This is a genomic window from Arachnia sp., assembly GCF_057238465.1.
The window spans coordinates 272,420-296,493 of the sequence record NZ_DBHHFZ010000004.1 but is presented as its reverse complement, the minus strand read 5'-3'; the positions used below and the strand labels follow the sequence as shown (position 1 = coordinate 296,493).

At 68.7% G+C, this 24,074-nt stretch carries 21 protein-coding genes and 1 riboswitch; of the genes, 13 read left to right on the top strand and 8 right to left on the bottom strand.

The window, feature by feature from the left end:
• The first annotated feature begins 2 nt into the window (after positions 1-2).
• Together ACO6D6_RS06795 and ACO6D6_RS06790 are read left to right on the top strand one after the other, a co-directional pair.
• Positions 3-770, top strand: coding sequence for an ABC transporter permease (locus ACO6D6_RS06795; RefSeq protein WP_484784341.1), 768 nt, complete (start codon positions 3-5; stop codon positions 768-770).
• A gap of 263 nt (positions 771-1,033) precedes the next feature.
• On the top strand, positions 1,034-3,265 hold the full coding sequence (locus ACO6D6_RS06790; protein WP_484784339.1) for a DEAD/DEAH box helicase: 2,232 nt from the start codon (positions 1,034-1,036) through the stop codon (positions 3,263-3,265).
• Positions 3,266-3,349: 84 nt separating this feature from the next.
• On the opposite strand, the gene ACO6D6_RS06785 is transcribed toward ACO6D6_RS06790, so the two are convergent.
• The 7 genes from ACO6D6_RS06785 to cobI all read right to left on the bottom strand — a co-directional run bounded on the left by ACO6D6_RS06785 (position 3,350) and on the right by cobI (position 9,893).
• Positions 3,350-3,736: an Rv3654c family TadE-like protein gene (locus ACO6D6_RS06785; protein WP_484784337.1), complete on the bottom strand. Its 387-nt coding sequence runs from the start codon at positions 3,734-3,736 to the stop codon at positions 3,350-3,352.
• Positions 3,733-4,227, bottom strand: coding sequence for a TadE family type IV pilus minor pilin (locus ACO6D6_RS06780; protein WP_484784335.1), 495 nt, complete (start codon positions 4,225-4,227; stop codon positions 3,733-3,735). Before ACO6D6_RS06780 ends, ACO6D6_RS06785 begins: the two co-directional genes overlap by 4 nt.
• Positions 4,228-4,232: 5 nt before the next feature.
• Positions 4,233-4,457, bottom strand: a complete 225-nt coding sequence (locus ACO6D6_RS06775; RefSeq protein WP_484784333.1) for a DUF4244 domain-containing protein — start codon at positions 4,455-4,457, stop codon at positions 4,233-4,235.
• 189 nt (positions 4,458-4,646) lie between these two features.
• Positions 4,647-5,873, bottom strand: coding sequence for a CbiX/SirB N-terminal domain-containing protein (locus tag ACO6D6_RS06770; protein WP_484784331.1), 1,227 nt, complete (start codon positions 5,871-5,873; stop codon positions 4,647-4,649).
• A complete protein-coding gene (gene cobJ, locus ACO6D6_RS06765) occupies positions 5,873-8,293 on the bottom strand; it encodes a precorrin-3B C(17)-methyltransferase (RefSeq protein ID WP_484784329.1) in 2,421 nt (806 codons plus the stop codon). The genes ACO6D6_RS06770 and cobJ overlap by 1 nt, the downstream gene beginning before the upstream one ends.
• Positions 8,290-9,150, bottom strand: a complete 861-nt coding sequence (gene cobM, locus ACO6D6_RS06760; RefSeq protein ID WP_484784326.1) for a precorrin-4 C(11)-methyltransferase — start codon at positions 9,148-9,150, stop codon at positions 8,290-8,292. Before cobM ends, cobJ begins: the two co-directional genes overlap by 4 nt.
• Entirely contained in the window at positions 9,147-9,893 is a 747-nt protein-coding gene (cobI, locus tag ACO6D6_RS06755; protein WP_484784324.1) for a precorrin-2 C(20)-methyltransferase, read from the bottom strand. The genes cobM and cobI overlap by 4 nt, the downstream gene beginning before the upstream one ends.
• A 25-nt stretch (positions 9,894-9,918) precedes the next feature.
• Positions 9,919-10,056, bottom strand: a riboswitch (cobalamin riboswitch).
• A gap of 103 nt (positions 10,057-10,159) precedes the next feature.
• Between cobI and ACO6D6_RS06750 the strand changes: the two genes are divergently transcribed.
• From ACO6D6_RS06750 to ACO6D6_RS06735, 4 genes are all read left to right on the top strand, one after another.
• On the top strand, positions 10,160-10,810 hold the full coding sequence (locus ACO6D6_RS06750; RefSeq protein ID WP_484784322.1) for a precorrin-8X methylmutase: 651 nt from the start codon (positions 10,160-10,162) through the stop codon (positions 10,808-10,810).
• Positions 10,800-11,945 (top strand): cobalt-precorrin-5B (C(1))-methyltransferase, encoded by a 1,146-nt coding sequence (locus ACO6D6_RS06745; RefSeq protein ID WP_484784320.1) that lies wholly within the window; start codon positions 10,800-10,802, stop codon positions 11,943-11,945. Before ACO6D6_RS06750 ends, ACO6D6_RS06745 begins: the two co-directional genes overlap by 11 nt.
• A 145-nt stretch (positions 11,946-12,090) precedes the next feature.
• Positions 12,091-14,598, top strand: coding sequence for an ABC transporter ATP-binding protein/permease (locus ACO6D6_RS06740; protein WP_484784318.1), 2,508 nt, complete (start codon positions 12,091-12,093; stop codon positions 14,596-14,598).
• Entirely contained in the window at positions 14,598-16,313 is a 1,716-nt protein-coding gene (locus ACO6D6_RS06735; RefSeq protein ID WP_484784315.1) for an ABC transporter ATP-binding protein, read from the top strand. Before ACO6D6_RS06740 ends, ACO6D6_RS06735 begins: the two co-directional genes overlap by 1 nt.
• Before the next feature lie 78 nt (positions 16,314-16,391).
• On the opposite strand, the gene ACO6D6_RS06730 is transcribed toward ACO6D6_RS06735, so the two are convergent.
• Entirely contained in the window at positions 16,392-16,796 is a 405-nt protein-coding gene (locus tag ACO6D6_RS06730; protein ID WP_484784313.1) for a carboxypeptidase-like regulatory domain-containing protein, read from the bottom strand.
• Between the two features lie 189 nt (positions 16,797-16,985).
• Between ACO6D6_RS06730 and ACO6D6_RS06725 the strand changes: the two genes are divergently transcribed.
• The 7 genes from ACO6D6_RS06725 (at position 16,986) to ACO6D6_RS06695 (ending at position 23,953) form a co-directional block, all read left to right on the top strand.
• The gene (locus ACO6D6_RS06725; RefSeq protein ID WP_484784312.1) at positions 16,986-18,488 is read left to right on the top strand and encodes a DUF7059 domain-containing protein; all 1,503 of its coding nucleotides are present in this window, start codon (positions 16,986-16,988) and stop codon (positions 18,486-18,488) included.
• Between the two features lie 289 nt (positions 18,489-18,777).
• On the top strand, positions 18,778-20,181 hold the full coding sequence (locus tag ACO6D6_RS06720; RefSeq protein WP_484784310.1) for a leucine-rich repeat protein: 1,404 nt from the start codon (positions 18,778-18,780) through the stop codon (positions 20,179-20,181).
• Between the two features lie 226 nt (positions 20,182-20,407).
• A complete protein-coding gene (locus ACO6D6_RS06715) occupies positions 20,408-20,722 on the top strand; it encodes an immunity 53 family protein (protein WP_484784308.1) in 315 nt (104 codons plus the stop codon).
• Positions 20,722-21,678: a hypothetical protein gene (locus tag ACO6D6_RS06710; RefSeq protein ID WP_484784306.1), complete on the top strand. Its 957-nt coding sequence runs from the start codon at positions 20,722-20,724 to the stop codon at positions 21,676-21,678. The genes ACO6D6_RS06715 and ACO6D6_RS06710 overlap by 1 nt, the downstream gene beginning before the upstream one ends.
• Before the next feature lie 170 nt (positions 21,679-21,848).
• Positions 21,849-22,082 (top strand): YlcI/YnfO family protein, encoded by a 234-nt coding sequence (locus ACO6D6_RS06705; protein ID WP_484784304.1) that lies wholly within the window; start codon positions 21,849-21,851, stop codon positions 22,080-22,082.
• Positions 22,083-22,085: 3 nt separating this feature from the next.
• Positions 22,086-22,400: a type II toxin-antitoxin system PemK/MazF family toxin gene (locus ACO6D6_RS06700; protein WP_484784302.1), complete on the top strand. Its 315-nt coding sequence runs from the start codon at positions 22,086-22,088 to the stop codon at positions 22,398-22,400.
• 77 nt (positions 22,401-22,477) lie between these two features.
• On the top strand, positions 22,478-23,953 hold the full coding sequence (locus ACO6D6_RS06695) for an ATP-binding protein (protein ID WP_484784301.1): 1,476 nt from the start codon (positions 22,478-22,480) through the stop codon (positions 23,951-23,953).
• Positions 23,954-24,074 lie beyond the last annotated feature (121 nt).

Sequence of the window (24,074 nt, the reverse complement as noted above, 5' to 3'; positions counted from 1 at the left end):
CCATGAACTCCATCTACTCCGAGTTCCTGAAACTCAAACGTTCCACGAGCTGGGCGGTGGTCCTCGTGGTCCCGATCATCGTGGTCCTGGCCGGCTCGATGAGCACCATGCTCGCGCAGGGCACCTTCGAAGATGGGTGGCACACCCTGTGGATCAGGTCCGTCGGGTTCTACGGGATGGCCATCCTGCCGGTCGCCGTCGCGATCCTCGCGTCCCTGGTCTGGCGCGTCGAGCACAAGAACAGCAACTGGAACGCGCTCATGAGCCGGCCCGTACCGACATCCGAGATCGTGCTGGGCAAGGTGGCGGCCATCTCCGCGCTCGCGGCCTCGATGCAAATCGTTTTGCTGGTCACCGTCATCGGACTGGGCAAGCTGGTGTTCGGACTCGAGGGCATGCTTCCGGCCAAGTACCTCCTGGGCAGTTCGTTGATCATGCTGGCCTGCGTGCCACTGGCGGCGCTGCAATCGGCGTTGTCGGCTTTCCTGTGCTCCTTCGCCACTCCGGTGACCATCGCGCTGGTGATGACCAGCGCCTCGACACTGCTTCTGCAGCTGAAGCTGACAGCAGCACTGGCGCTTCCCCACGGCCTGGTCACCCACACCACACAACTCGGGACGTCTCTCGTCTCGGGTCAGAGGACGAGCTTCGCCGTCTCGGATCTCAGCCTGGCGAGCGCGGGGATCGTCACGGGCGCAGCGGTGGTGCTCACCGCCCTCATCGTCGCCATCACTTCCATGGCACTCAATCGCACCGACACCCGCGCATAGAGCGCTTCTTCACCTCCAAAACGGTCGTCGTCGCCACGGCTGAACCGGCTTCAATGAGACAAAGCTGGTTGAGCCGGCCTGCGAGCGTCAGCGAGTGGGGTGTGTCGAAACCTCTTGTGGGTGTCCGGGGTGGTTTCGACTCGGGTCGCTCCTTCGTCGCGGCCCGGCTCAACCGGCTTGGGGGGTGCTCGCGGCCCGGCTGAACCGGCTTCATGAAATGGGCCCGGCCCGATCAGTGGGCGAGGGGTGGCAGAGTTGGGCGGGTGAACTGGGAGTGGGTGACCGGGGCCGAGGAGGCGGTGGTGGTGCGTCGCCGGCCCGCCTCCCCGGGGGCGTGGGCCGACTGGCCCGGCTGGCTCGATGCGGAACTCGTCGACGGGTTCCGGGCCGCGGGCATCGACCGGCCCTGGCGGCACCAGGTGGAGTTCGCGGAGCTGGCCCGCGCGGGCAGGCACGCCGCGATCTGCACCCCCACCGGTTCCGGGAAATCGCTGGCCTACCTGATGCCGGTGCTCGCCGCGCTGCGGGAACCCAGGGCGGGCCGCGGCAGGGGATTCGCGCTGCGACGCCCCACCGCGCTGTACCTGGCACCCACCAAGGCCCTGGCCCACGACCAGGCCCGGGCCGCCGGGGCCCTGGCCCCGGGACCGGTGCGGATCGGTGCCCTCGACGGCGACTCCGACGAGGCCGAGCGGCGATTCGCCCGCGAACACGCCAACCTGGTGCTCACCAACCCCGACATGCTGCACTTCTCCGTGCTGCCGAACCATCGCCGCTGGTCGGCGCTGCTGGGCGGGCTGCGCTACGTCATCATCGACGAGGCCCACCGCTACCAGGGGGTTTTCGGGGCGCACGTCGCGCAGGTGCTGCGGCGGCTGCGACGCCTCGCCGCCGCCCACGGCGCCGAACCGACCATCCTGCTCAGCTCCGCCACCGCACCGAACGCCGCCGACTTCGGGGGTGCCCTGATCGGTGAGGACCGGGTGGAGGTGGTCGCCGACTCGACCGCCCCGGTCGCCGCCCGCACCGTCGTGCTTTGGCAACCCTCGGCCAGCCTCAACCGCGACACCTCCCGGCTGCTGGCGGGCCTGGCGGACGACGCCACCCAGACCCTCGCCTTCGTCGCATCCCGTGCCGGGGCGGAACTGACCAGCCTGGAGGCGGCGGAACTGGCCGCCGAACCGGGGCGGATCGCGTCCTACCGTGGCGGCTACCTGGCCATGGAACGCCGCGACCTGGAGGCCGCGCTGCAAACCGGGGAGATCCTCGGGCTGGCCACCACGAACGCGCTGGAACTCGGCATCGATGTCTCCGGCATCGACGCGGTGCTCGTTTCCGGGTTCCCCGGGAAACTCTCGGCGTTCTGGCAGCAGGCCGGAAGGGCGGGCCGGGCGGGCCGGGAGGCGCTGGTGGTGCTGCTGGCCCGCGAGAACCCCCTCGACGCCTACCTGCTGCAACATCCCGAACTGATTTTCGACGCCCCCGTCGAGGCCGCGATCTGTCACCCGCAGAACCCGCACGTCCTCGGCCCACACCTGGCCGCCGCCGCGCAGGAACAACCGTTGACGGCCGCCGACGAACGCTGGTTCGGACCCACCGCCCTGCCACTGGCAGCTCACCTCGCCGCCGGGAAGGTGCTGCGGGACCGCGGCGGAACGTGGTACTGGACCCGTCCCGACCGCGCCGTCGACCACATCAACCTGCGATCCACCACCCCCCGGCCCGTGGAGATCATCGAACGCTCCACCGGGCAGGTGATCGGGGTGGTGGATCCGGCAGCCGCCGACCGCACCGTCCACCGGGGCGCCGTCTACCTCCACCAGGGATGCTCTTTCGTGGTGACCGACCTGGATGTCGAGGAACGCAGCGCCATGGTGGTGGCGGCCCACAACCCCTGGTACACCCAGGCCGAATCCGCCCAGGACATCGCGGTGCTGCGGGAGCGCCGGTCGCGACCACTCGGCTCGACAACCCTGCACTTCGGTGACGTGCGGCTCAGCTGGCAGGTCACCGGATACCTGCGCCGCGACGAAACCACCCACGAGGTGCTCGACTCCACCCCGCTCGACTGCCCGGAACACATCCTCACCACGCAGGCGGTGTGGTGGAGCGTCCCGGAGACCCTGGAACGGGAACTGGGCTGGGGTTCGCTGCGGCTCGGGGCCGCCGCGCACGCCGCCGAACACACCTCCATCGGCTTGCTGCCGGCCTTCGCGCCCTGCGACCGCTGGGACATCGGCGGGGTTTCCACGGCCCGCCACCCGGACACCGGCCTGGCGACGGTGTTCGTCCACGACGGCCTGCCCGGTGGAGCAGGATTCGCCGCCCGCGCCCACGAGGTGGCCGAGCATTGGTTGGCGGCGACCTTGGAACGGCTGCGCACCTGCCGCTGCGAATCGGGCTGCCCGGCCTGCGTCGTGTCCCCGAAATGCGGCAACGCCAACCAGGTTCTCGACAAGACGGCGGCCACCGAACTGCTGCGCCGGATCCTCTGAGACTCCAGTGGGCGGGGCGAGTCGATCGGTTCCGGGGACGGGACCTGTCCGCGGAACCCCGGATGGTTTTCACACCGTCTCCTTTCACACCGTCCCCGCAGTGGCGCTTCGCTCCACGTCGGCGGGATTGAAACCGCGGCCCTCCAGCAACGGCAGGGTCACCGTCACCTCGACCACGAACCGGGGACGCTGCCCCCGCACCTCGCATCCGGTGAGGCGCCCGCCGTTCTCGGAGGCCACCTTCGAGGCCTCGGCGCAGGCGTCGTCACCGTCCGCCTCGGCCGCCGCGGCGGCCAGGGCCGTCAGGTCGGCCGCGTCCTGGGCCTTTTCCGCGCGGGCCAGCCAACCGGTGATCAACGCGGCGGTGGCCGCGACCAGCACCAGCCCCAGGCAGATTCCCGCGACCAGCACCGTCCCAACTCCCCGCTCGTCACGGACCCGGGAACACCCCGGGTTTCCCGCGGCGCTCATGGCCCGACCCCCGGTTCCCAGTGGGCCCAGGCGACGGCCTCGAGCGGAATGGCACCGAGGTTGAGGATGGGGACCTCCAAGCGGGTCGTCACCCGCACCCCCGCCTCGGCGCGTTCGATCTCGATGCGTGCCCGTTCGGGCGCCTTCTCCTTGGTTTTCTCCGCCAGCGCGTCATCGCCCCGGGACAGGTGCTTGGCCAGCTCCGAACTGACGGTCTGGATACCCGACTGGGCCACCCCCAGCAGCACGAGACCGACCAGGGCCGACACCAGCGTCACCAACGTGACCAGCCCGATGGCGAACTCCACCGTCACCATGCCCCGCTGCTCACGGCGGGCCCTGCGACGCCCGAACCAGCCGATGCGACCGGCCCTCCAGCGGCGGGGCGCCGGAGAAACCGGGTGGTCGGCGACGGCCTTCAACACTTCCTCACCCCGCGCCCCCGGCCCCTCCACCAGGAGGCGTGGGGCGGATGCATCCGCCCCACGCATGCCGGTCAGTTGTCGTGCTGGGCGACGTTCGTGAAAACGTCGGTGACCCACTTCATGATCGTGTCGAAAAGCGAACTGTCGTTGAAGACGCGGAGCAGCAACATTGCTGCGGCCGCGGCGCCCAACAGGCCGATGGCGTACTCGACGGTGGTGAGTCCCCGTTCGGCGAAACGACGCGAGAGCGGCTGCTTCTTCTCGACGCGGGCGATGCTCTTGGTGGACTCGGACATGGCTTCCCCTTTCAAGTGTCCACCGGATGCCTTTCATCCGGTGACACTTTCACCATGGGAGGCAGGACCCGCAGGGATTTCCTTTTCCACATCCCCCGGTTGGGCGACAACACCGCCGCCCAACCGGACAACACCTCCGGTCCCCGCGACAACACCCCACCCGGGCGGGGTGCCCTCGCGCGGCTGGGTTCAGTCCTGCAGGACCTGCAGCAGCTCGTCGCGGACCCGCACCGAGCGACGCGGGTTGCGGTCGCCGATCACCGCTACCGTCAAACCACCGGCGGAGGCGGTCGTCGGGGTCGTCGCGGTGCCTCCCAGCGCATCATCGGCCCGGCAGCAGAACGTGTGGCGACGCTCCGCCTCGGCCGCGATCATCGCGTTGACGTTCGGGTCGTTGCTGGCGGCCAGGACGTACCAGGCCTCGCCGACATCCTCCGCCCTGGCGGTGCGCTGCTCGGCGGTGATCGCGCCGCTCGCCGCGAGCCGGCCGACGGCGATCCCGAGGTTCGGTGCGACGACCCGCACCTTCGCCCCGGCGTCGAGCAGCCGGGGGATGCGCCGCGCCGCAACGGCGCCGCCGCCGACGACCAGGACGTCGCGGTCCTTCAGCACGAGGTTCGACATGAACCCGGGGGCGCCTTCGCCGAAGCCCTCGGCGTCGAGCTCCGCGAGATAACGGTCGACGACCAGCTGGGCCAGCTCGTCGCAGTCACCGATGACCTCGGCGACCCGCACCTCGACGTCCGGGTTGTTCTCGCGCCAGGCGGCGACCTGATCCAGGTTCCAGGTCCGCAGCTTGCCCGGGAACAGGAAATGGGGGGCGACGACGATCTGTTTCGCGCCGGTGGCCTTCGCGTGGTTCAGCGCCTCCGGCACCGACGGCCGCGACACCTGGATGAACGCGGGGTGGATGCTGCGGAGCCCCGCCTCCTCCATGAGGGTCCGGGCCAGGCGGTAGCGTTCCGCGTTCGATTCGGTGACGGGGGAACCGCGACCCACCAGGACACATGCCGTGTCCTGGGGACGCCACTCGCCGAGCGCCTCGACGACGCGGTTGCGCACCGCCGAATCCAGCAGCGGGCTGCCCAGCAGCGCCGCCGAGTACGCGACCCTGGCCGCGCCGCGTCCCTCGTCAATGGCCTCCGGGATGTCGATCCGCACGTGCCCGCCGGTCGCGAGCATCAGCGGCACGACGACGGCATCCGTCTCGCCCTTCGGCTCGAGGCCCTCCAAGGCCTCGGCCACGGCCTCGGGGATGCTCGGTTCCGTCAATTCGACGAAACCCATCGCCAGTTTCGTGTCCGGCAGTTTCGCCTGGACGCGTTCCGCGAGCGCACGGCACACGGCCACACCCTCCGGGTCACGGGTGCCGTGCGCGGCGATGACGAGCGGCACGTTGGTCAGTTCCTTGAACATCAGCAGTTTCCTCCTTGAATCTTGCCCATCCACTGGTAGTCACGCGGTGTGACGATGGCTGTTTCACCGACCCCCGTCGCCACCGGTTTGGTGGTCGACGAACCGACGATGACGATGGTGTGCATGTCAACCCATTCGGGATTGAACTCACCGATCGGCGCCCACCTGATGTGCTGCTTCGGCCGGAACGCCTCGTAGACGGCCATCACCGGAACGTCAGCGGGGCGGTGCGCCCCCAGGATCTCCAGCGCCCGGGGCAGGTGGGCGATGCGTTTGCGGGAGCGGGGGTTGTACAGCACCGTCACGAAGTCACCCTCCGCGGCGGCCTGGAGCCGGCGCTCGATGTCCTCCCACGACGTGTGGAGGTCGGACAGGGAGATCGTGACGTGGTCGTGGCCGAGCGGCGCACCCAGCAGCGCGGATGCGGCCAGTTCCGCCGTGACACCCGGGATGATCTTGACGTCGATACCCTCGGTGCCGATCTCGAGCGTGGGGGAGGCCATCGCGTAGATCGCGGGGTCGCCGGAGCACACGAACGCCACGGGGTGACCCTCGCGCGCCTTCTGGATCGCGAACGCCGTCCGCTGCTCCTCGGTGCCCATCTTCGTGGCGTGGGTCTCGGCGTTGGGGTTGACCAGGTCACGGATCTGCCGCACGTACGGGATGTAGCCGACCACGTATCGGGCGGTCTCGATCGCCTGCTTCGCCATCGGGGTCAGCAGGTCGCGGTGACCGGGACCGAGACCGACCACCCGCAACTCGCCGCGCGCCGGAACCCGGCCGATCGCGCACGTCGCGTCGGGGCACTTCGTCTTCGGCACGATCAGCTCGGCGCCGCGGCGGATGACGGAGGCCTCGGAGACGCTCGGCGTTCCCACCTCGGAGGCGACAACATCCGAGGGGGTCGGCACCTCGATGCCAGCCAGCTCGGCGGCCTCGTAGCACACGAACGGTACGCCCAGGTGCTTGGCGAGGCGGATCAGGCCACCCTCACGCGCCTTGACGTCGACGCTTGTCAGCGCCGCGACCGAGTGGATCGTCAGGCCCGCAGCCTCGAGGGTCGCCTCCAGGTGGGCGCGCAGGATCTTCTCCGAGGTGCCGCGGTTGCAGCCCATGCCCACCACCAGCGAGCGGGGATGCAGGACGACCCGCGGCAGCTCGGCGGCCGGCAGCTGCGAGGCGTCGCGGTCGGTGACGAGAATCTCCGCGACCGGTGAGACCGCGTCCTCGGTGACATTGGCCGGCAGCGGCGGCATCGGCCACGGCTGATCCCGCACCAGCCGCACGGGACGGCCGTCGAGCATCGCGCTGGTCACGCTCGCGACATCGCCGCTGTGGGCCCAGCCGAGGGTGTCGAGAGCGGGGATGCCGAGGGAGTCGGTGGCGGTCGTGAGCACCGCGGTGGCCCCGAGGGCCTCCGACAGTTTCTCGGCCAGCTCGTTCGCACCGCCGACGTGCCCGCCCAGCAGGGGCACGACGAAATGCCCGCCCTGGTCGATGACGACGACACCCGGGTCGGTTTTCTTCGAGTCCAGCAGCGGCGCGAGGATGCGGGTGGTGGCGCCGATCGCCATGTGCGAGACGACCAGGTCGCATTCTTCGAAGGCCTTGCGCAGCCCCTCGGTGGCGGATCCGTCGTAGATCTGGGTCCCGCCGAGCAGCTCGTCGATCTGGGCGGCGCGGGCTCGGGCGGCCTCGGAGGAGAAAACCTGCCCGACCTTCAGGTCGGACAGCGCATTCGCGGTCAGCCGCTCCACCGCGACCTCGGGGACGGCGACGCGGCGGGGCGCGGTGGTGTCGACGGCCGTCTCGTCCCATTCGGCGTCGGGGTGGCGTTCCAGGACGAGCACGACGTTCGGGTTCCGGACGTCCTCGACCGCGGCCAGCTGTTCACCGGTCATGATCCGGACGCGTTCGTCGTCCTCGCCGAGACGCTCGGCCAGGACGAAGGTCCGGTCGAGGCCGGCCAGGGGATCGCTCAGCTGCGAGAGGGGTTCGCGCGGGTCGGTCATGACCGCGACTTTCGCGTAGCGGCGCGCCGCGGCGATGGCGGCGTCGATGGGACGGCCGTGCGCGGAGACCGTGATGGCGTCGTCCCAGGGCAGTCCGACACGGGCGAACGCCTCGGCCACCGAGGATGCGCGCGTGACGACCTTCGGACGCAGCCCGATCGACCGCAGCTTGCGGACGACACCGAACCACAGCGGGTCGCCGGAGGCGAGGATCACGACATCGGTGTCCTCAGGCAGCTGCCGGATCTTCTCGACGGCAGGGGTGAGGCCACCCAGGACGATTCGCTTGTCCTCGGGGACGGCCAGCTCATCGAGGTGACGGCGTCCGCCGACCACCACGGATGCGGCGGCGACGGCGCGGCGCAGCTCCTCGCTGGGGGCGCCGAGATGCCCGTGGACCGTGATCATGTGTTGTCTCCGTTCTCCAGGTTGTAGGTGGTGGCGCCGTGCTCCCTCAGGTCGGTTGCGGCGGCCTTGTCGGCGGCGCGGTATTCGTGCCGGAAACCGGGGTGGTACAGGTGGGAGCGTTTGGCGGCGCGGTCGGTGGCCAGGGCCGGGCCGACGAGCACGATCGTGTGCTTCCAGAGCTTGTGCTCCTTCATCGTCGCCGACAGGTCCTTCAGCTGGACCCGCCAGATGGCCTCGTCGGGCCAGGTCACGCGGTAGCCGATGATGCACGGCGTCTCCGGGGGGTAGCCGCCCTCGAGGAGGGCCGCCTCCAGTTGCTTGTTGCGGGCCGCCGACAGGTAGATCGACATCGTCGTGCCGTGGGCCGCGAACGAGCGGATGGTCTCCTTCTCGGGCATTGGGGTGCGGCCGCCCTCGAGGCGGGTGAGGATCATCGACTGCGCGACCTCCGGCAGCGTCAGCTCGGAGTCGACCCGGGCCGCGGTGGCGGAGAACGCCGAGATGCCGGGGATCGTCTCGGTGGGGATGCCGATCTGGGCGCACAGGTCGCGCTGCTCCGCCGTCGCCCCGTAGATGTTCGGGTCGCCGGTGTGGACACGGGCGACGAGGAGTTTTTCGTCACGGGCCCGCGTGTACAGCGGCACCAGGTCCTCCAGGGGGATCGACGCGGAGTCGATGACCTCCGCACCCGGCTTGTGGCTGGCGACGATCCCGGGATGCACGAGCGACGAGGCCCAGATGATGATGTCGGCCTCGGCGATGACGCGGGCGCCACGCACGGTGATCAGGTCGTCGGCCCCGGGGCCTGCCCCGACGAAGACCACCAGGCCTTTCGGGTCGAGTCTCAGTCCGCTCATATTCTCCCTCCGGTGGTGGAACGTCTCGGTGCGGCAAGGACGGTGCTGAAGTAGGGTGCGCGGTCGGTCACCTCGGACAGGGGCACGAGGTGTTCGGATGGCAACCCGAGGTCGGTGCCGAGGATGGCCCCGTCGAGGCGGCCCTGCGCATCCAGCACGGCGCGGAGCTCGGTCATCTCTCGGCCGCCCTTGTAGATGACGACGGTGTCGGAGACCTCGCAGACGCGGGCCAGGGTCTCGGGTCCGACGGTCCACGGCACGAGGGACAGGATCTCCTGGCCCTCGACGAGCGGGGTGCGGCTGGAGGCGGCGATGGCCTGCATGGCGGTGATCCCGGGAATGACCTCGACCTTGACCTCGACGCGCCGCGACACCAGGTCGCACAGGTACGAGAAGGTCGAGAACACCGATGCGTCGCCGACGGTGGCGAACGCGACCCGCTTCGCGCCGGCCTCGAACGCCTCGACGGCGGCCGTGGCGGAGGCCTCCCACGCGCTGGCGCGGCGGTGCCCGATGCCGCGGCGCTCGGCCATGGAGAACGGGATGCGACGGATCGCGTCGGCCTTGGCGGGCAGGTGGGTGCACACGATCTCCTCGGCGCGGCCTACGCCACCGGCACGGGCCTCGGTGCTCGGCACGAGGATGACGTCGGCTGCCTCCAGGGCCCGCAACGCCTTAACGGTCACGTGGTCAGGGTCGCCGGGGCCCACCCCCACTCCGGACAGGGTGCGGTCAACACTCATGTGGCCCTCCTCGGGTGCTACGCCCGTTCGGTCTTGGCTGGCCCGAAGTGTCTGGCTCCCACCTGGGTGGTCACAGTGGCGGCACCGCTCCGGATTCGCACCGGATTCCTTCGTTGTCGGCAAGCTGATTGGTCATTTGTCGCGGGACAGCCTAGCCAGTTCCGGCGCGGAGGTCCTATCCGAAAGGTCGATGCGTGTCCCGGTTGGGGCGTGCCGGCCGCTCGGGCTGGCCGGTGGGCGGCGGTGACTGCCATAGTCTTGGAGGTGTGACCAATGACTACATCAAGACCGGTAGCCCGATCTATGCCCGCTCGTTCGAGATCATCCGGGAGGAGGCGAACCTGGGGCGTTTCCCCGAGGATGTCGAGCCCGTGGTGGTGCGGATGATCCACGCCGCTGCCGACCCGGCGATCGCCGACCTGATCGCCTTCACGCCGGGTGTTGCCGCCGCCGCCCTCAATGCCCTCGAGGCCGGGGCGCCGATCCTGTGTGACGCGTCGATGGTCGCCACCGGCATCATCCGCAGCCGCCTGCCCGAGCACACCCGGATCATCTGCCACATCAAGGACCCGCGCCTGCCCGCGATCGCGGAGGCGAAGGGCTGCACCAAAACCGCAGCGGCCGTCGATCTGTGGCAGGAGGACGGCCTGCTCGACGGCGCGGTCGTCGCCATCGGAAACGCCCCGACCGCGCTGTTCAGGGTGCTCGAGGTGATGCGGGAGACCGGTGCCAGGCCCGCGGCGATCATCGGCATCCCCGTCGGTTTCGTGGGCGCCGCGGAGTCGAAGGACGCGCTGGTCGCCGACGACAGCGGTGTCGACTACATCACGGTCCTCGGTCGCCGTGGCGGCTCCGCGATGGCGGTTGCCGCGGTGAACGCGATGGCCAGCCGATCCGAGACCACGAATGACCGCTGACGCGGATCCCGCCCTGGCCGCGGAGGGCCGCCAGGCGTTGCGTCCCCGCGGCCGGAAGGCGCAGCTGGAGTCGTCGCAGCTGAGACCCGGCTGGACGACGGGGGCATGCGCCTGCGCGGCCGCCACCAGCGCCTTCGTCGCCCTCGAAACGGGCGAGTTCCCCGACCCGGTCGGGATCGTGCTGCCCGGCGGGCGTGAGGCTGCGTTCGCCCTGACCCAGTGGCGGCTGTGGCCCGGGCGGGCGATGGCGGCGGTCACGAAGGATGCCGGTGACGACCCCGACGTGACCCACGGCGCGGTCGTGCGGGTGGTCGTCGAACCCGGCGAGCCCGGCGAAGGCGTGAGATTCGCGGGCGGCGAGGGCGTCGGCACCGTCACCCTGCCGGGGCTGCCGCTGCCGGTGGGGGAGCCGGCCATCAACCCGAAACCCCGCGAGTACATCACCGCCAACATCACCGCCGCCGCCGAGCGCCTCGGGGTCGCGCCCGACGTGCGCGTGACCGTCTCGATCGACGACGGTGCGCGCATCGCCGAGAAGACCTGGAACTCGCGCATCGGCGTGCTCGGAGGGTTGAGCGTCCTGGGCACCACCGGTGTCGTCGTGCCCTACTCGTGTTCGGCGTGGATCGCGTCGATCCACCGCGGCATCGACGTCGCCATCGCCAGCGGTGCGACGCACGCAGCCGCCTGCACCGGATCGACATCGGAGCGGGTGGCCGAGGAGCTGTACCCGGGCATCGAACTGCTCGACATGGGCGACTTCGCCGGCGCCGTCCTGAAATACCTGCGCAAACACCCGCTGCCCAGGCTCACGATCGTCGGCGGGGTTGCGAAGCTTTCCAAACTGGCGGCCGGCTACCTCGACCTGCACTCCCACCGCACCCGCATCCAGCCCGGTCATCTGCGCCAACTGGTGGAGGGGGCCGGTGCCTCACCGGAGCTGGCCGACGCGATCGGAGAGGTCGCCACCGTCGCCCACGCCGTCACCCTCGCCGGTGAGGCCGGCATCGACCTGTCGCAGCTGATCGCGGACTCGGCGCGCGACGAGGCACTGGCGGTCCTCGGCGGGGCGCCGGTGGAAGTGGAGATCGTCGTGATCGACCGCGCCGGAAAGATCCTCGCGAGGGTGCACTGACCCGCACGGCCCCGGGGGAGCACGGGCCGGCCGGATGACGTTTCCGGGACGCTCCCCGCCCCACCGCCGGCAATGAGACGACTGAAACCTGGCGACCCGAGTGCACGATGATGAGGTTAGGCAAAACTTCCTGAAGGGATCAGTCGTGGGTAAAGGGATCCAGGGGGCGGTGCTCAAGGGACTCGGGGCGAGGGAGCACGTGTTGACGGTGATGGGACGCGAGTATCGCGCGGACCATTTCGTGCGCGTGTTCCTGCACTCCGACACGCTGCTCGCCCCCGGCGGGGAGGCGCCCGGGAACTGGGTGCGTGCCTGGTTTCCGGATCCGGATGGTGGGGCGAAACAGTTCCAGCGGGGCTACACGCTGGCTGAGGCGGATCCGGGGACCGGGGAGTTTGCGATTGATTTTGTCATTCATCATCCGATGGGCCCTGCTGCTTACTGGGCCACCACGTGTGAGCCGGGTGATCAGATCGTGGCGATGCGGTTCGGTGAGGAACCCTTCGAGCTGCTCGATCCGGCGCCCAGAGGGTATCTCTTCCTGGGTGATCTGGCGTCCTACCCGGCGATTCATGCCCTGGCGTCCTCGATCCCGCAGGAGCATCCCGTCGTGGTGTACCTGGAACAGCACGACGAGCGTGATGTCCAGCTGCCGCTGCCGTCGGGTCCGAACATCGAGGCCCGCTGGGTGGATGAGCTGCCCGACGGGCAGGGTCTGGCGCAGGCCATTTCCGGGCGGGACTGGACCGGCTGGTACGCCTGGGTCACCGCCGAGTCCCTCGCGACCCGGCGTGCCCGCACCCCGCTGGAGCGTGAGTTCGGGTTGAACCGGGCCACGCTCCACGCCCACGCCTACTGGGTGAGGGGGCGTGCCATGGGCAAATCGCGTGTCCTGGAGCAGGCCGCCCGGGAACAGGAACCACAACCCACGGCGGTGCCCACCGTTGCACCCGCCCCGGTGCGGGTCCTGGCCCCGGCCCGTGGGGCGCTGGTCGTGGGTGGCCTGGCGCAGGCTCTGCTCGCCGTGGTGCAGATCGTGCCGTTCATTCTGTTCGCCGAGGTGGCCCGGCTTTTCCTGCGCGGCGCCGGAGTGGGCGAGTTCATCGCGGTGGGGGTTGCGGCCCTGCTGGTCATGGCCCTGAGCGCTACCGGCACCACGGTGCTGCTGTTCGGCATGCACCTCTACGACGCCCGGTTCGCTGCTGCGTTGCGGCGGCGTCTGATGGACAAGCTGAGCACGCTGCCGCTGGGCTGGTTCACCAACCGCAAGGCGGCGGATGTGAAAACCTTGGTCGGCGACGACGTGGCCGCGCTGCACTACGTGGTCACCCATTCGGTGCTCGACCTCGTGGCCGCGGTCGTCACGCCGGTTGTGACCCTGGGCTACCTGTTCGTGGTGCAGTGGCGGCTCGCCCTGGTGCTGCTGCTACCGCTGGTCGTGTTCCTGTTCGTGATGATCCGGATCTCGCGGCGCGACGCCGACAAGAACGCCCTCGTGCAGCGCACCTCGGCTCTGGCCTCGGGGCAGGCGCAGACCTTCCTCAGCACGATCGACCAGGCTCGGGTTTTCGGTCCAAGGGCTGTTGTCGACCTACCGGAGACGCTGCACCGGATGGGTGATGTCGTGGAGCGGTGGCAGCGGGAAACCTCGCTGGCGAAAACCCAGGCCGTCATGATCAACCGCCCGACGACGGTGCTGGGCCTGCTGGTGCTGGCCGGGTGGGCGTTCGTCTCGGCGGGTTGGATGCGTCCCGAGGAGCTGATCGTCTTCCTGATCGTGGGTACCTCGTGCGGGGCCCAGCTGATCGGGATCGCATCGGGCATCGGTGTCCTGACACAGGCCCTCACGGCCCGCAACTCCCTGGAGTGGCTGCTCGGCACACCGGGCCTGGCTCCCTCCGGCGGCCGGCACGCACCCCCGGGGCACGTCCGGTTCGCGGGTGTCAGGTTCGGTTACGGAGCGGGACCGGCGGTGCTGCCGGCCCTGGACCTGGAACTCCAATCCGGGCAGGTCACGGCTCTGGTGGGTCCTTCCGGGGCGGGCAAGTCGACGGTGGCCGCGCTGCTGGCGCGGATGTGGGACCCGCAGGAAGGAGGGGTCAGCATCGACGGCGTCGACATCCGCGATCTCTCCTCCGATGAGCTGTACGCAAAGGTCGCGATCCTGCTGCAGGACGTGCAGCTGCTTCGGGCCAGCGTGCGCGACAACATCGCCCTGAGCCGGCCGGATGCCACCGGCGAACAGGTGCGGGCGGTGGCGGAGGCGGCCCAGATCCACGAACGCATCATGCAGCTGCCGCAGGGCTACGCCACCGTCGTCGACAACACCCGGCTCTCGGGTGGGGAACGTCAACGCATCGGGATCGCCCGGACGCTGCTGGCCGACACCCCGATCGTGGTCCTGGACGAGGCCACCGCCGCGGCCGACCCGGACTCCGAATGGGCTATCCGCCAAGGATTGGACCGCCTGCTCACGGGACGCACCGTGCTCATGATCGCCCACCGGCTCCACACCGTACGGGACGCCGACCGGATCGTCGTGCTGCGCGAGGGTGCCATCGCCGAATCCGGAACCCATCAGGAACTGCTCGACCGGAACGGAACCTACGCCGAGTTGTGGCGCGCCGGCTCCGGACCTGAGGGGAGCCGGTGATGCTGCGACACCTGCACGCCATCACGAACAGGCGCGACTTCTGGACCTACCTGGTCCTGGCCGTCGCCTCCGCGACACTCCAGGCGGGCGCTGTCCTGGTGCTGTTCCCCCTGGGCAGGTCCCTGTTCGGCGACTCCCCGGCCAGCGGCGCCCCGTGGGTGGCGGCGCTGCTGGGGTTGATCGTCGCGGCCTGGGGTACGGACATGCTCGCCGCCCGGCGCGGGCTGCGTCTCGGGATCAGCGTGATGCGCACCATCCAGCAGCGCACACCCGGAGCGGTCCTGGCGTGGCCCGAGATGACCCCGCAGCGGGCCGCTTCGCTGCGCACCCTGATGGCCAGCGGAGCCACCGAGGCCACCTCCGGGGTGATCCTGCTGATAACCCCGGTGGTAACCGCCGTGGCTTTCACGCTGGCGCTGGGACTGGGGCTCCTGGTCGTCTCACCTCCCATCGGGGTGGTCACACTGGCCGGCGGGCTCCTGGCGCTGGTGGCGTTGCGGGCCGGCACCGCCCTGGAGTCGCGGGCCCAGCGCGCCTACACGGCGGCAACCGAGGAGCTCGACGACCGGCTCTTCGAATTCGCCTGGGCCCAGCCGTCGCTGCGCACGGCACGCAACCTGTCCCTGGGGAACCGGTTGGTCACCGAGGCCATCGGGAAAACCCGGGGCCGGGTGCTGAAACTCCTGCTGTGGCAGATCCCCGGCCAATTCCTGTTCAGCCTCGTGCTGCAGGCGGTGCTGCTCGGTTTCGGTTTCACGGCCTGGCTGGCCCTCGACTCCGGTGTGATCGACGCGATCACCGCGGCCACCCTGATCATCGTGCTGCTGCGGGTCCTGGAACAGGTCACCACGGTGGCGGGCACCGTCGCCGGAGTTGTCGCGATCAACCGCAGCCTCCAGGAGGTCCGGGCCATCGTCGAGACCACCCCGATCAACCCCTCGCCTCCCATGTCCGAGGCGCCGCACCTGCGGGCCCGAAACCTGAAACTGACCCATCCCGACGGCACCGTCGGACTCGCGGATGTGAACCTGGACCTGGCGCCGGGAACGGTCACCGTGGTTGTCGGCGGCTCAGGGTCGGGCAAAACCACCCTCATCAGAACCCTGGCGGGACTGAGTACCCCCGACACGGGCACCATCACACTGGGCGGCGGCGACAACCCGGCCGAGGCCACGACGAACCAGCTGCGGGGCAACACAGCCATGGTCTTCCAGGACACGGTCCTGGCCGACGCATCCCTGCGGGACAACCTGCTGGCCGTCAACCCGAACCTCACCCGGACGGATCTCGACCGCATCGCGGAAGCCGCCATGCTGACCCCCATCCTGAAACAGGCACCGGCGGGCTGGGACACCCCGGTGGGTGAACTGGGCGGCCAGCTTTCCGGCGGGGAACGCCAACGGGTGGGTATCGCCCGCGCCCTGGCGAAAGAGGCACCTCTGCTCTTGATCGACGAGGCCACCTCGGCCCTCGATACCCGCAACGAACACGCCATCGTGGACAGCATCAAACGGATCCGCCACAACCACACCACCGTGGTGGTGACCCACCGGCCCGCGATGCTGGAACTCGCCGATGTCGTCATCGTGATGCGTGAAGGACGCATCATCGAGCAAGGCACCCCGGCCGATCTGGCTGAGGCATCCGGGGAGTACGCACGACTCCTCCAGGAATGGCGAGCAGCCGCGCAGTGGAGTCTCCGGACAACACGGTGACGCAGCACTCAACGCGGGAAACGCCTCGTTTCGCGCCCGAAACCGGGTTGAGTGCTGCGCAACCGGGGAGACCCCGGTCTATTTCCTTTGGACCGTGAAGGTCTGCTCGAACTCGTCGGTTTCAGGGACCTGAACCGGGAACTCTTCCTTCTGGTAGATCTGGTGCTTGTCGCAGTTGACGGTGATGTGCTGCGAGCCGCGGCGGATTCCGACTGAGAACATCCCCGAGGTGTCGGTGACGATGGCCAGTTCCCTCGTGTCCCCCTTGATCTCGATGAGGCAGTCCGCTATCGGCGCGCCGTTCTCGTCGAGGACCGTGCCCTTCAGTTCGGCGCCGGTTATTTCCCCGCTGGGCTGGGGATCGCTGTTGCTGATGGGGCTGGGCTGCGCGGGCCCGTTGGAGGGGGTCGCGGGGACGGTGGTGGAGCAGCCGAGCAGGCAGAGCGCCGGCAGCAGCCCCATGATGATTTGCCTGGTTTTCATGTTCTCGCCTCGTTCCGGTTCTCGGGTCGATGGGAGATGTTCCGGTGGTCCCGGTCCGCTGGATCGTGCGCAGCGGGCCACCGTGTTCTCGACGCTAAGCGCCGACGAGGACGAAGTCAAGGAACTCCCGGGTGGGTCTGCGAGGGGCCGGGATGTGCGGGGCCTCGGGGCGGGGAGGAGGGGCCGGGAATGCCACGAACACCCGCTCGGGGGTCCTATGGTGTCGGCATGGACATTTCCCGGCTGCGTGACCGGCTGATCGAGATCGACTACACCACCGACTCCGTGCTGGAACGCATCGGGGAGGCCGGGCAGGCCGGGTTGCACCGCAACTGCACCCTGCCCGCCGACGTCACCCTGGCCGGGGCGGGCGACCCCCTCGCGACGCTGATCCGGATGTTCCTGCTGAGGCAGCAGGTGCCCTCCGGGGACGCGGAAAGCGCCTTCGGCGGGTGTTTCCCGGACGTGGTGGCTGAGGGAATCATCGCCGCGGATGGGGGATCCGTGCGGGCCGTGGTCGAGTTGCGGCCCTACGCCTCACCCGACGACGGCGCCTCCGGGTGGCTGGTCAGCGACCTCACCCCCGGGCTCGACGGGATCGTGGAACCGACCCGGCCCGACTACGTGCTGGGGGCCTCACCCGCGTCCCTGACCCTCGCGGAGATCACCATGCGAGGTCACGTCGGGCGGGCCCTCGACCTCGGCACGGGATGCGGGGTGCAGAGTTATCACCTGTCCCGCCACGCCGACCGGGTGGTCGCCACCGACCTCAACCCGCGTGCCCTGCGGCTCGCGCGCCTCGGTGCGGCGTTGAGCGGCGTGGAAGTCGACTTCCGGGAGGGGTCGTTGTACGAACCGGTGGCGGGGGAACGGTTCGACCTGATCGTCTCCAACCCGCCCTACGTGATGAGCCCACCCGGTGGTCAACGCCTCACCTACCGCGAATCCACCTTCACCGCCGACGGCCTGGTGGAGGCCGTCGTCCGTGACGCCCCCGCCCACCTGGCCCCGGGAGGCAGCCTCCAGCTGCTGACGAACTGGGCCGTCACCCAGGAGCCGTGGGAGGAGCGGCTCGCCTCGTGGGTGGACGGTTCCGGCTGTGACCTGTTCGCCATCGAACGCGAACGCCTCGACCGGTTCGCCTACATCGAGATGTGGCTGACCGACGCGGGTCTGACGGGACGTCCCGAATGGGAACCCACCTACCGCGAATGGCTGGCCTATTTCGACCACCTCGGCATCGACGAGGTCGGCATGGGCTGGATCCTGCTCACGAACGCGGGCCGCGAGAAACCCGAGATCCGGTGCGAGTCGTGGCCGCACGCCGTCGCCCAGCCGGTCGGGGAGGTGTTCGCCGCACACGCCGGGGCCGTTGATGCCGCCCGTCTCGATACCGCCGACCTGCTGTCGCTGACCCCGCGCCTGACCGGAGTGGTCGCGGAGACCACCGGTCAGCCCGGGGCCGCCGACCCCGAACACCTGGTGTTGCGGCAGCGCACCGGGCTGCTGCGCGGGATGCGTCTGAGCACCGTCACGGGCGCGGTGCTTGGGGCCCTCGACGGCGACCTGACGGTCGGGCAGACCATCGCCGCAGTCGCCCGGTTGCTGGAGGTCCCGGTGGAGGAGGTCGCGGCTGAGGCGGTCCCCGCCGTCCGGCAGGCTCTGGCGGAGCAGTACCTCGCCGCCCGCTGACCGGCACCCGGCAGATTCGCCGGGGAAACAGGAAATGTCACTGCCGTTGGCGAAACGCTTCCCAATCCGTTTTTCCGGCGAATCTGTCGGGGAGGGGTCGTTGCCCGAGGGGAGGGGGGTTGATTCGTGCGCGAAGAAAATAGGTGGAGAAGGAGCGGTGCTTCGCCGCGCGAGGTGAGGGCCGCGTTGCCATCGGAACGGATATCCCTCACCTTCGTTGATTGCCTGATGGCCAGATCGCGATATCCATGGCATGCTTTCCCGGTCCAATAGGAAAGGCAAACTTCACATGTCTCGTCTGTTCTTCCGTCGAGGGCTCGCCGTGGCCCTCGTCGCCGGCCTGGGATTCGCTTTCCAGACCACGGGTGCCCACGCCGCCACCGTCGATGTCGAGGTGGACGCCGTGACCTATCGCGTCGATCCGGACGCGCTCGGGCAAGGGGCGACGCTGGTCGGTTTCAACCGGGCCAGGATAGCCCGCAACCTCACCATCCCCGCCACCGTCAGCCACGGCGGCACCACCTACCCGGTAAAGCGCATCGGTGAGGAAGGGTTGCGTTCGGCCCGTCTGAAGGCCGTCACGTTACCCGAAGGGCTTGAGGAAATCGGGAAGGCCGCCTTCTACGGAAACTCCATTGACGATCTGGTGATCCCGGATTCGGTGACCGGTATCGGCGAACAGGCGTTCATGAACAATCACATGAAAACCGTTGTGCTGCCGAAGAAACTCACCGAGATCAAGGCTTCCACGTTCGTCAACAACAACCTCACCTCGGTCGACCTCCCGGCCGGGCTCACGACCATCGGGCCGGCGGCCTTCGCGTCGTGCCGCCTGACCTCGCTGGTGCTGCCCGAATCGGTCACCTCCGTCGGCGCTTCCGCGTTCGAGGCGAACGCCCTGACCGGTGTCACCATCCCCAAGGGGTTGACGTCGCTGGCCGCCGGGGTGTTCTCCAACAACAAACTCACATCCGTGGAGATCCCGGAGACCGTGACATCCCTGGGCAAGGAGGCGTTCGCGGGCAACAAGCTCACCTCGCTGAGGCTGCCGAAATCCATCACCACCATTCCGGAACGGGCCTTCCACAGCAACGAACTGGCGTCGGTGACCCTGCCGGAGGAACTCACCGAGATCCAGGAAGCCGCCTTCGAGTACAACAACCTCGTCTCGCTGACCATCCCGGCCAAGGTCACCACCATCGCGAAACGCGCCTTCGGCAGCAACGCCCTGACCTCGGTGAGGATGGAGGGTCCCGCGCCCACCATCCACGCGCCCGGCCGCTGGAGCCCCAACACCGGTTCCTTCGGTGATCCGCGCGACCTGAAGGTCAGCCACTACTGCCACCTCGCCGACGGCTACACCAGACCCACTTGGAGCGGATACACCCTCGCCGACGGGTGCATCGTCGTCACGGCCAAGGGCGACGGCGCGACGGAGCCCGCCAAACCGTCCTTCGACCTGAACGCCGACGATGACGGCGACGGTTTCAGCAACGCCGAGGAAGTGAAGGCGGGAACCGACCCGTTCGACCCGGCAAGCCACCCGACCCGGCCCACCCCGTCGCCGAGCACCGCTGAGAGCGCCTCGGTACCCGGGACGAAACCGGCCGACCCGGCCCCGACCGGCGTCACCAACCAAGTCATCAACCCGGTCCGCCCGGGTCTGCCGAGAACCGGCGCCACCAATATCTGAACTGAGGCGACCCGGACGAGCACATCCAGAGGTAACCCGCCGGTCCCTTCACCGGTGGGATCCGCGAAACTGTGCTCGGTTCCGGAACAGCAGAAAGCAAGGACATGAACAGGAAACAAGAAATCCCTCAGGGGGAGCGGGATGAGGACGTCAGGAATTTCCTGTTCCTGCATCACGATGTCGAAGGACCGTGCCGCGACTTCCGGAAACACGTGAGGAGTGGATCATGAGCGCCCTGGAATGCCTTCAGGACTGGTACCTGGCGCAGTGCGACGGGACGTGGGAACACGACCACGGAATCAGGGTGGAAACCCTCGACAATCCGGGATGGATGGTCGAGGTGGATCTGACGGGAACCGACCTGGAGAACGCCCCGTTCGAGGAATTCGTCGTGGAGCGCCTCGACGAGGACTGGGTTCACGCCCGCGTAGTGGAAACCGCCGACCCGGTGCGTCGTCGTTTCGAGGCGTTCTGCGGGCCCAGGAGCCTGACCGAGGCCCTGGAGATCTTCCTCGCATGGGCGGAGTCCCCGGAGGGATGATGAGCAGAACGCTACGTCGCCGCGACGCCCGGGGACTGGTGTGGATCTTGGTCGGCTGTGCAGTGGCGTGGCAGTTGTGGCGTTGGGTTCCCATGGTGCCGGAGCTCGTCCCGTGGTGGGACGCCGAGCCGGGGGAGCCCACTGGCCGGGATGCCGTGAACGGATGGGATCCGCGGGTGCTGTTCACCCCGCAGGCGCTGCTGCCGCTGGTTTTCTATGCGTTCGGGCTGGTGGTCACGCTGCTGCTGGTGCGACGTTTCCAGCACCGCCCGGGGTTCCGGTGGGCGACGGCGGGGTCGCTGCAGGTGCTGGCCCTGCTGGCGGGGTTCGCAACCAGCGGATGGCAGATGATGCTGGGGCTCGTGAACGTCACGGACAGCAACTGGTTCGGCGATCCGAACCAGTTCGGCCCGGACTGGGTGACGGCACCGCTGCTGAGCTGCCTGCTGACCGGCGGCTACGGGCGGTGGCTCGCCACCTCCCGGCGAAGGCGCAGGAGGGGGCTCACCGACCTGCAGATCTGGGCGGTGGTGCTGGTGCCTGCGGGGCTGGTGGTCGCGGCCGTGCTCTGCGCGGTGCCCTTCTCTGGCGGCATGACCCTGGCGCAGGTGATCCCCATGCTCGGGCTCTACTGCGTCGGCATGTGGCTCTTCCTGCACCTCATCCGCGGCCTGCCGGGGCTGCGCACCGGGAAACTGATGCTGATCAACTGCCTGATGCCGGCCCTGGCGGTGGTGCAACCCGCCCTCGCCCTGCTGCTGGGGAATGTGCCCGGCCTCGGCTGGTTTGCCAGGCTGCCCCTCTCGGTGTTCGGTGATGTCGCCCAGCTGCTGTCCGGGGTTGGTGTCAAGCTGAACCTGGGACACTACGGGTTGCTTCCCATCGCGGAGTCGCTGATGGTGCTCCTGATCTACCTGAACCGGTTGAGGGGCTCCGCTGCCGCCGTCAGGAGATGACTGCAGCGGAACCCGGTCACCGTGTGCCACTGATACTTCCGAGAAACCCGGTTGTGCAGCACTCAACACGGAAAACGCTCCGTTTCGCCCTGAAATCGGGGTTGAGTGCCGCGTAACCGGGGAACCCACAGGGACAGACCCCATGGGATGCGCATTGGCACCACCGGTTCATGGCCAAACAGATCGCCGTTCGGCTTCCGGAGAGCATGGTCGACTTCTTGGGCCGTGCCGTCTCCGAAGACATTGCGCCCAGCAGAGCAGCGTTGGTCAGTACCGCCTTGGAGCGGGAGAGGCGACGGCTGGCCGGGGAGCGGGATGCGCAGATCCTTCGTTCACTGGAAACCGCGGATGACCTGGACGATCTGGTTTCTTGGACCTTTGGCAATGTGAGTGTCGAGAACTGAGTCATGCGTGAGATCTGCCTGGCGCGACTGGACAAGACGCGTCTCGTCCTGGTCCTCACGTGCGAGGTCGCACGCGCAGCCATGACGAAGGTCACGGTTGCGCCGCTCACCAGCGCGGTGAAGGGACTGTCCAGTGAGGTTCCGCTGGGTCCCCGGAACGGGCTGGACCACGACTGTGTGGCATCGATCGACAACGTGATCACCAATCCGGCGAGTGCTCTGGGGTGTCCCGTGGGTTTCCTGACGCCGGATCAGGAGAAGCAACTGGCTCGCGCGATTGTCGTCGCGTTCGACCTCGATGTCCCGCTCGAGAGCTGAAGCCTTCCGACCGGGAATCGGTGAGGCAAAGTGGAACTGCAAAGTGTAAGTTCTGCACCCAGAGTTACACTTTAAGTGTGACTTGGGACGATGCGACTCTGGAAGCGGTGGTCCGGGAACTGCGGGAACGCAGGGGGGACTCCACCGGAATCGAGGTGAAATCGGCTGCGGGTGGGGCGCCGTCGCTGGGGGACACCCTCTGCGCGTTCTCGAACCTGCCCGACGGCGGCACGATCATTCTCGGCCTGGATGAGGCGAGGGGTTTCATTCCGGTGGGGCTGGGGGACATCGCTGGACTGGAAGGGGCGGTGGCCTCCATGGCCCGTACCTCCGTCACCCCGCCGGCCAGATGTGAGTTCCAGACCCTCACCTTCGAGGGCTACCCCGTGCTGGTGACGCACGTCGAGGGCCTGCCCCTGGCGCAGCGTCCCGCACGGCACGGTGGGATCGCCTACCTGAGACAATCCGATGGCGACTACGCAATGAGTGAGCAGGAGATCGCCCAGATCGAATTGCTGAAAACCCAGGCTCTCCACCCCACGAACCCGGACCGGACCCCGATCCCTGAAAGTTCTGCGACGGAACTCGACCCGGACCTGCTGACGAGGTTCCTGTCCGCGGTGCGGGCCGGGTCACGCCGCTACGCCACCCTCCCGGACGAGAAGATCCTCCACTACGTCGGTGTAACCACGCGCTCCGGGAAGCTGACCCTGGCCGGGTTGTATGCCTTGGGAAACGTGCCGCAGTCCTGGTCACCGAGCCTGGGAGTCACCGCCGCCGTGCAGCTCGCGGACCGGGGCGGTGGGTCACGGACCCGGGACCTGGTCCACTTCGTCGGTCCGATCCCCGACCTACTCGCCGACACCATGGAATGGGTGGAACGAAACACCCGTTCCACCATGGGATACGACGAACGAGGTCACGGCGTCGACCAGCCCGAACTGCCGATGCGCGCGGTCAGGGAGATAATCGCCAATGCCCTCGTTCATCGGAACCTGGACCCCATAACGGGTTCCAAGCGCGTCGAGATCCGTTTGATGACCGACCGGCTCGTGGTGACGAACCCGGGAGGTCTGTGGGGAGTCTCCGAGGGACAGCTTGGCCGGCCGGGCGCCAAGAGCGCGGTCAACCCGACGCTCTACGAGGTGTGCAAGAACGCCCGGCTGTATGACGGCAGCAGGGTGATCGAGGGTGAGGGTGGAGGAATCCGGGAGGCCATCGAGGTGCTCGCCGAGGCCGGGTTGCCTGCCCCGCGTTTCATCGACAGAGGTATATCCTTCACCGTTGTCATTCACCGTGACCTGCCCCGGCGACCGGGCCACGGTCCGGCGATGGCAACTGCGGAGGGCGGGAAAGAGGGAATCACCCGTCACGGTTCAGCAGTGCTCGCGGCCCTAACACAGCCCAGGACGATGACCGAGTTGAAGCGGGAGACCGGTTTGACCGAAGGGCAGCTCCGGTTCGCGTTGCGTCGTCTGCAAGGGTCGGGCCAGGTCGCGATGAGAGGGGCGCGGGGAATCCAGGCGACCCGCTACGAGCGCGCGACGAACTGAAGAACTGCACCGCGCATCCGCGACCTACACCCCCGGATCGGGTGAGGTGGTTGTTCCTGCGCAGTCGGGGCCGGGGAAACGATGCGGTGAACACACCAAGCGGCCCGCCCCTTTCTCCGGG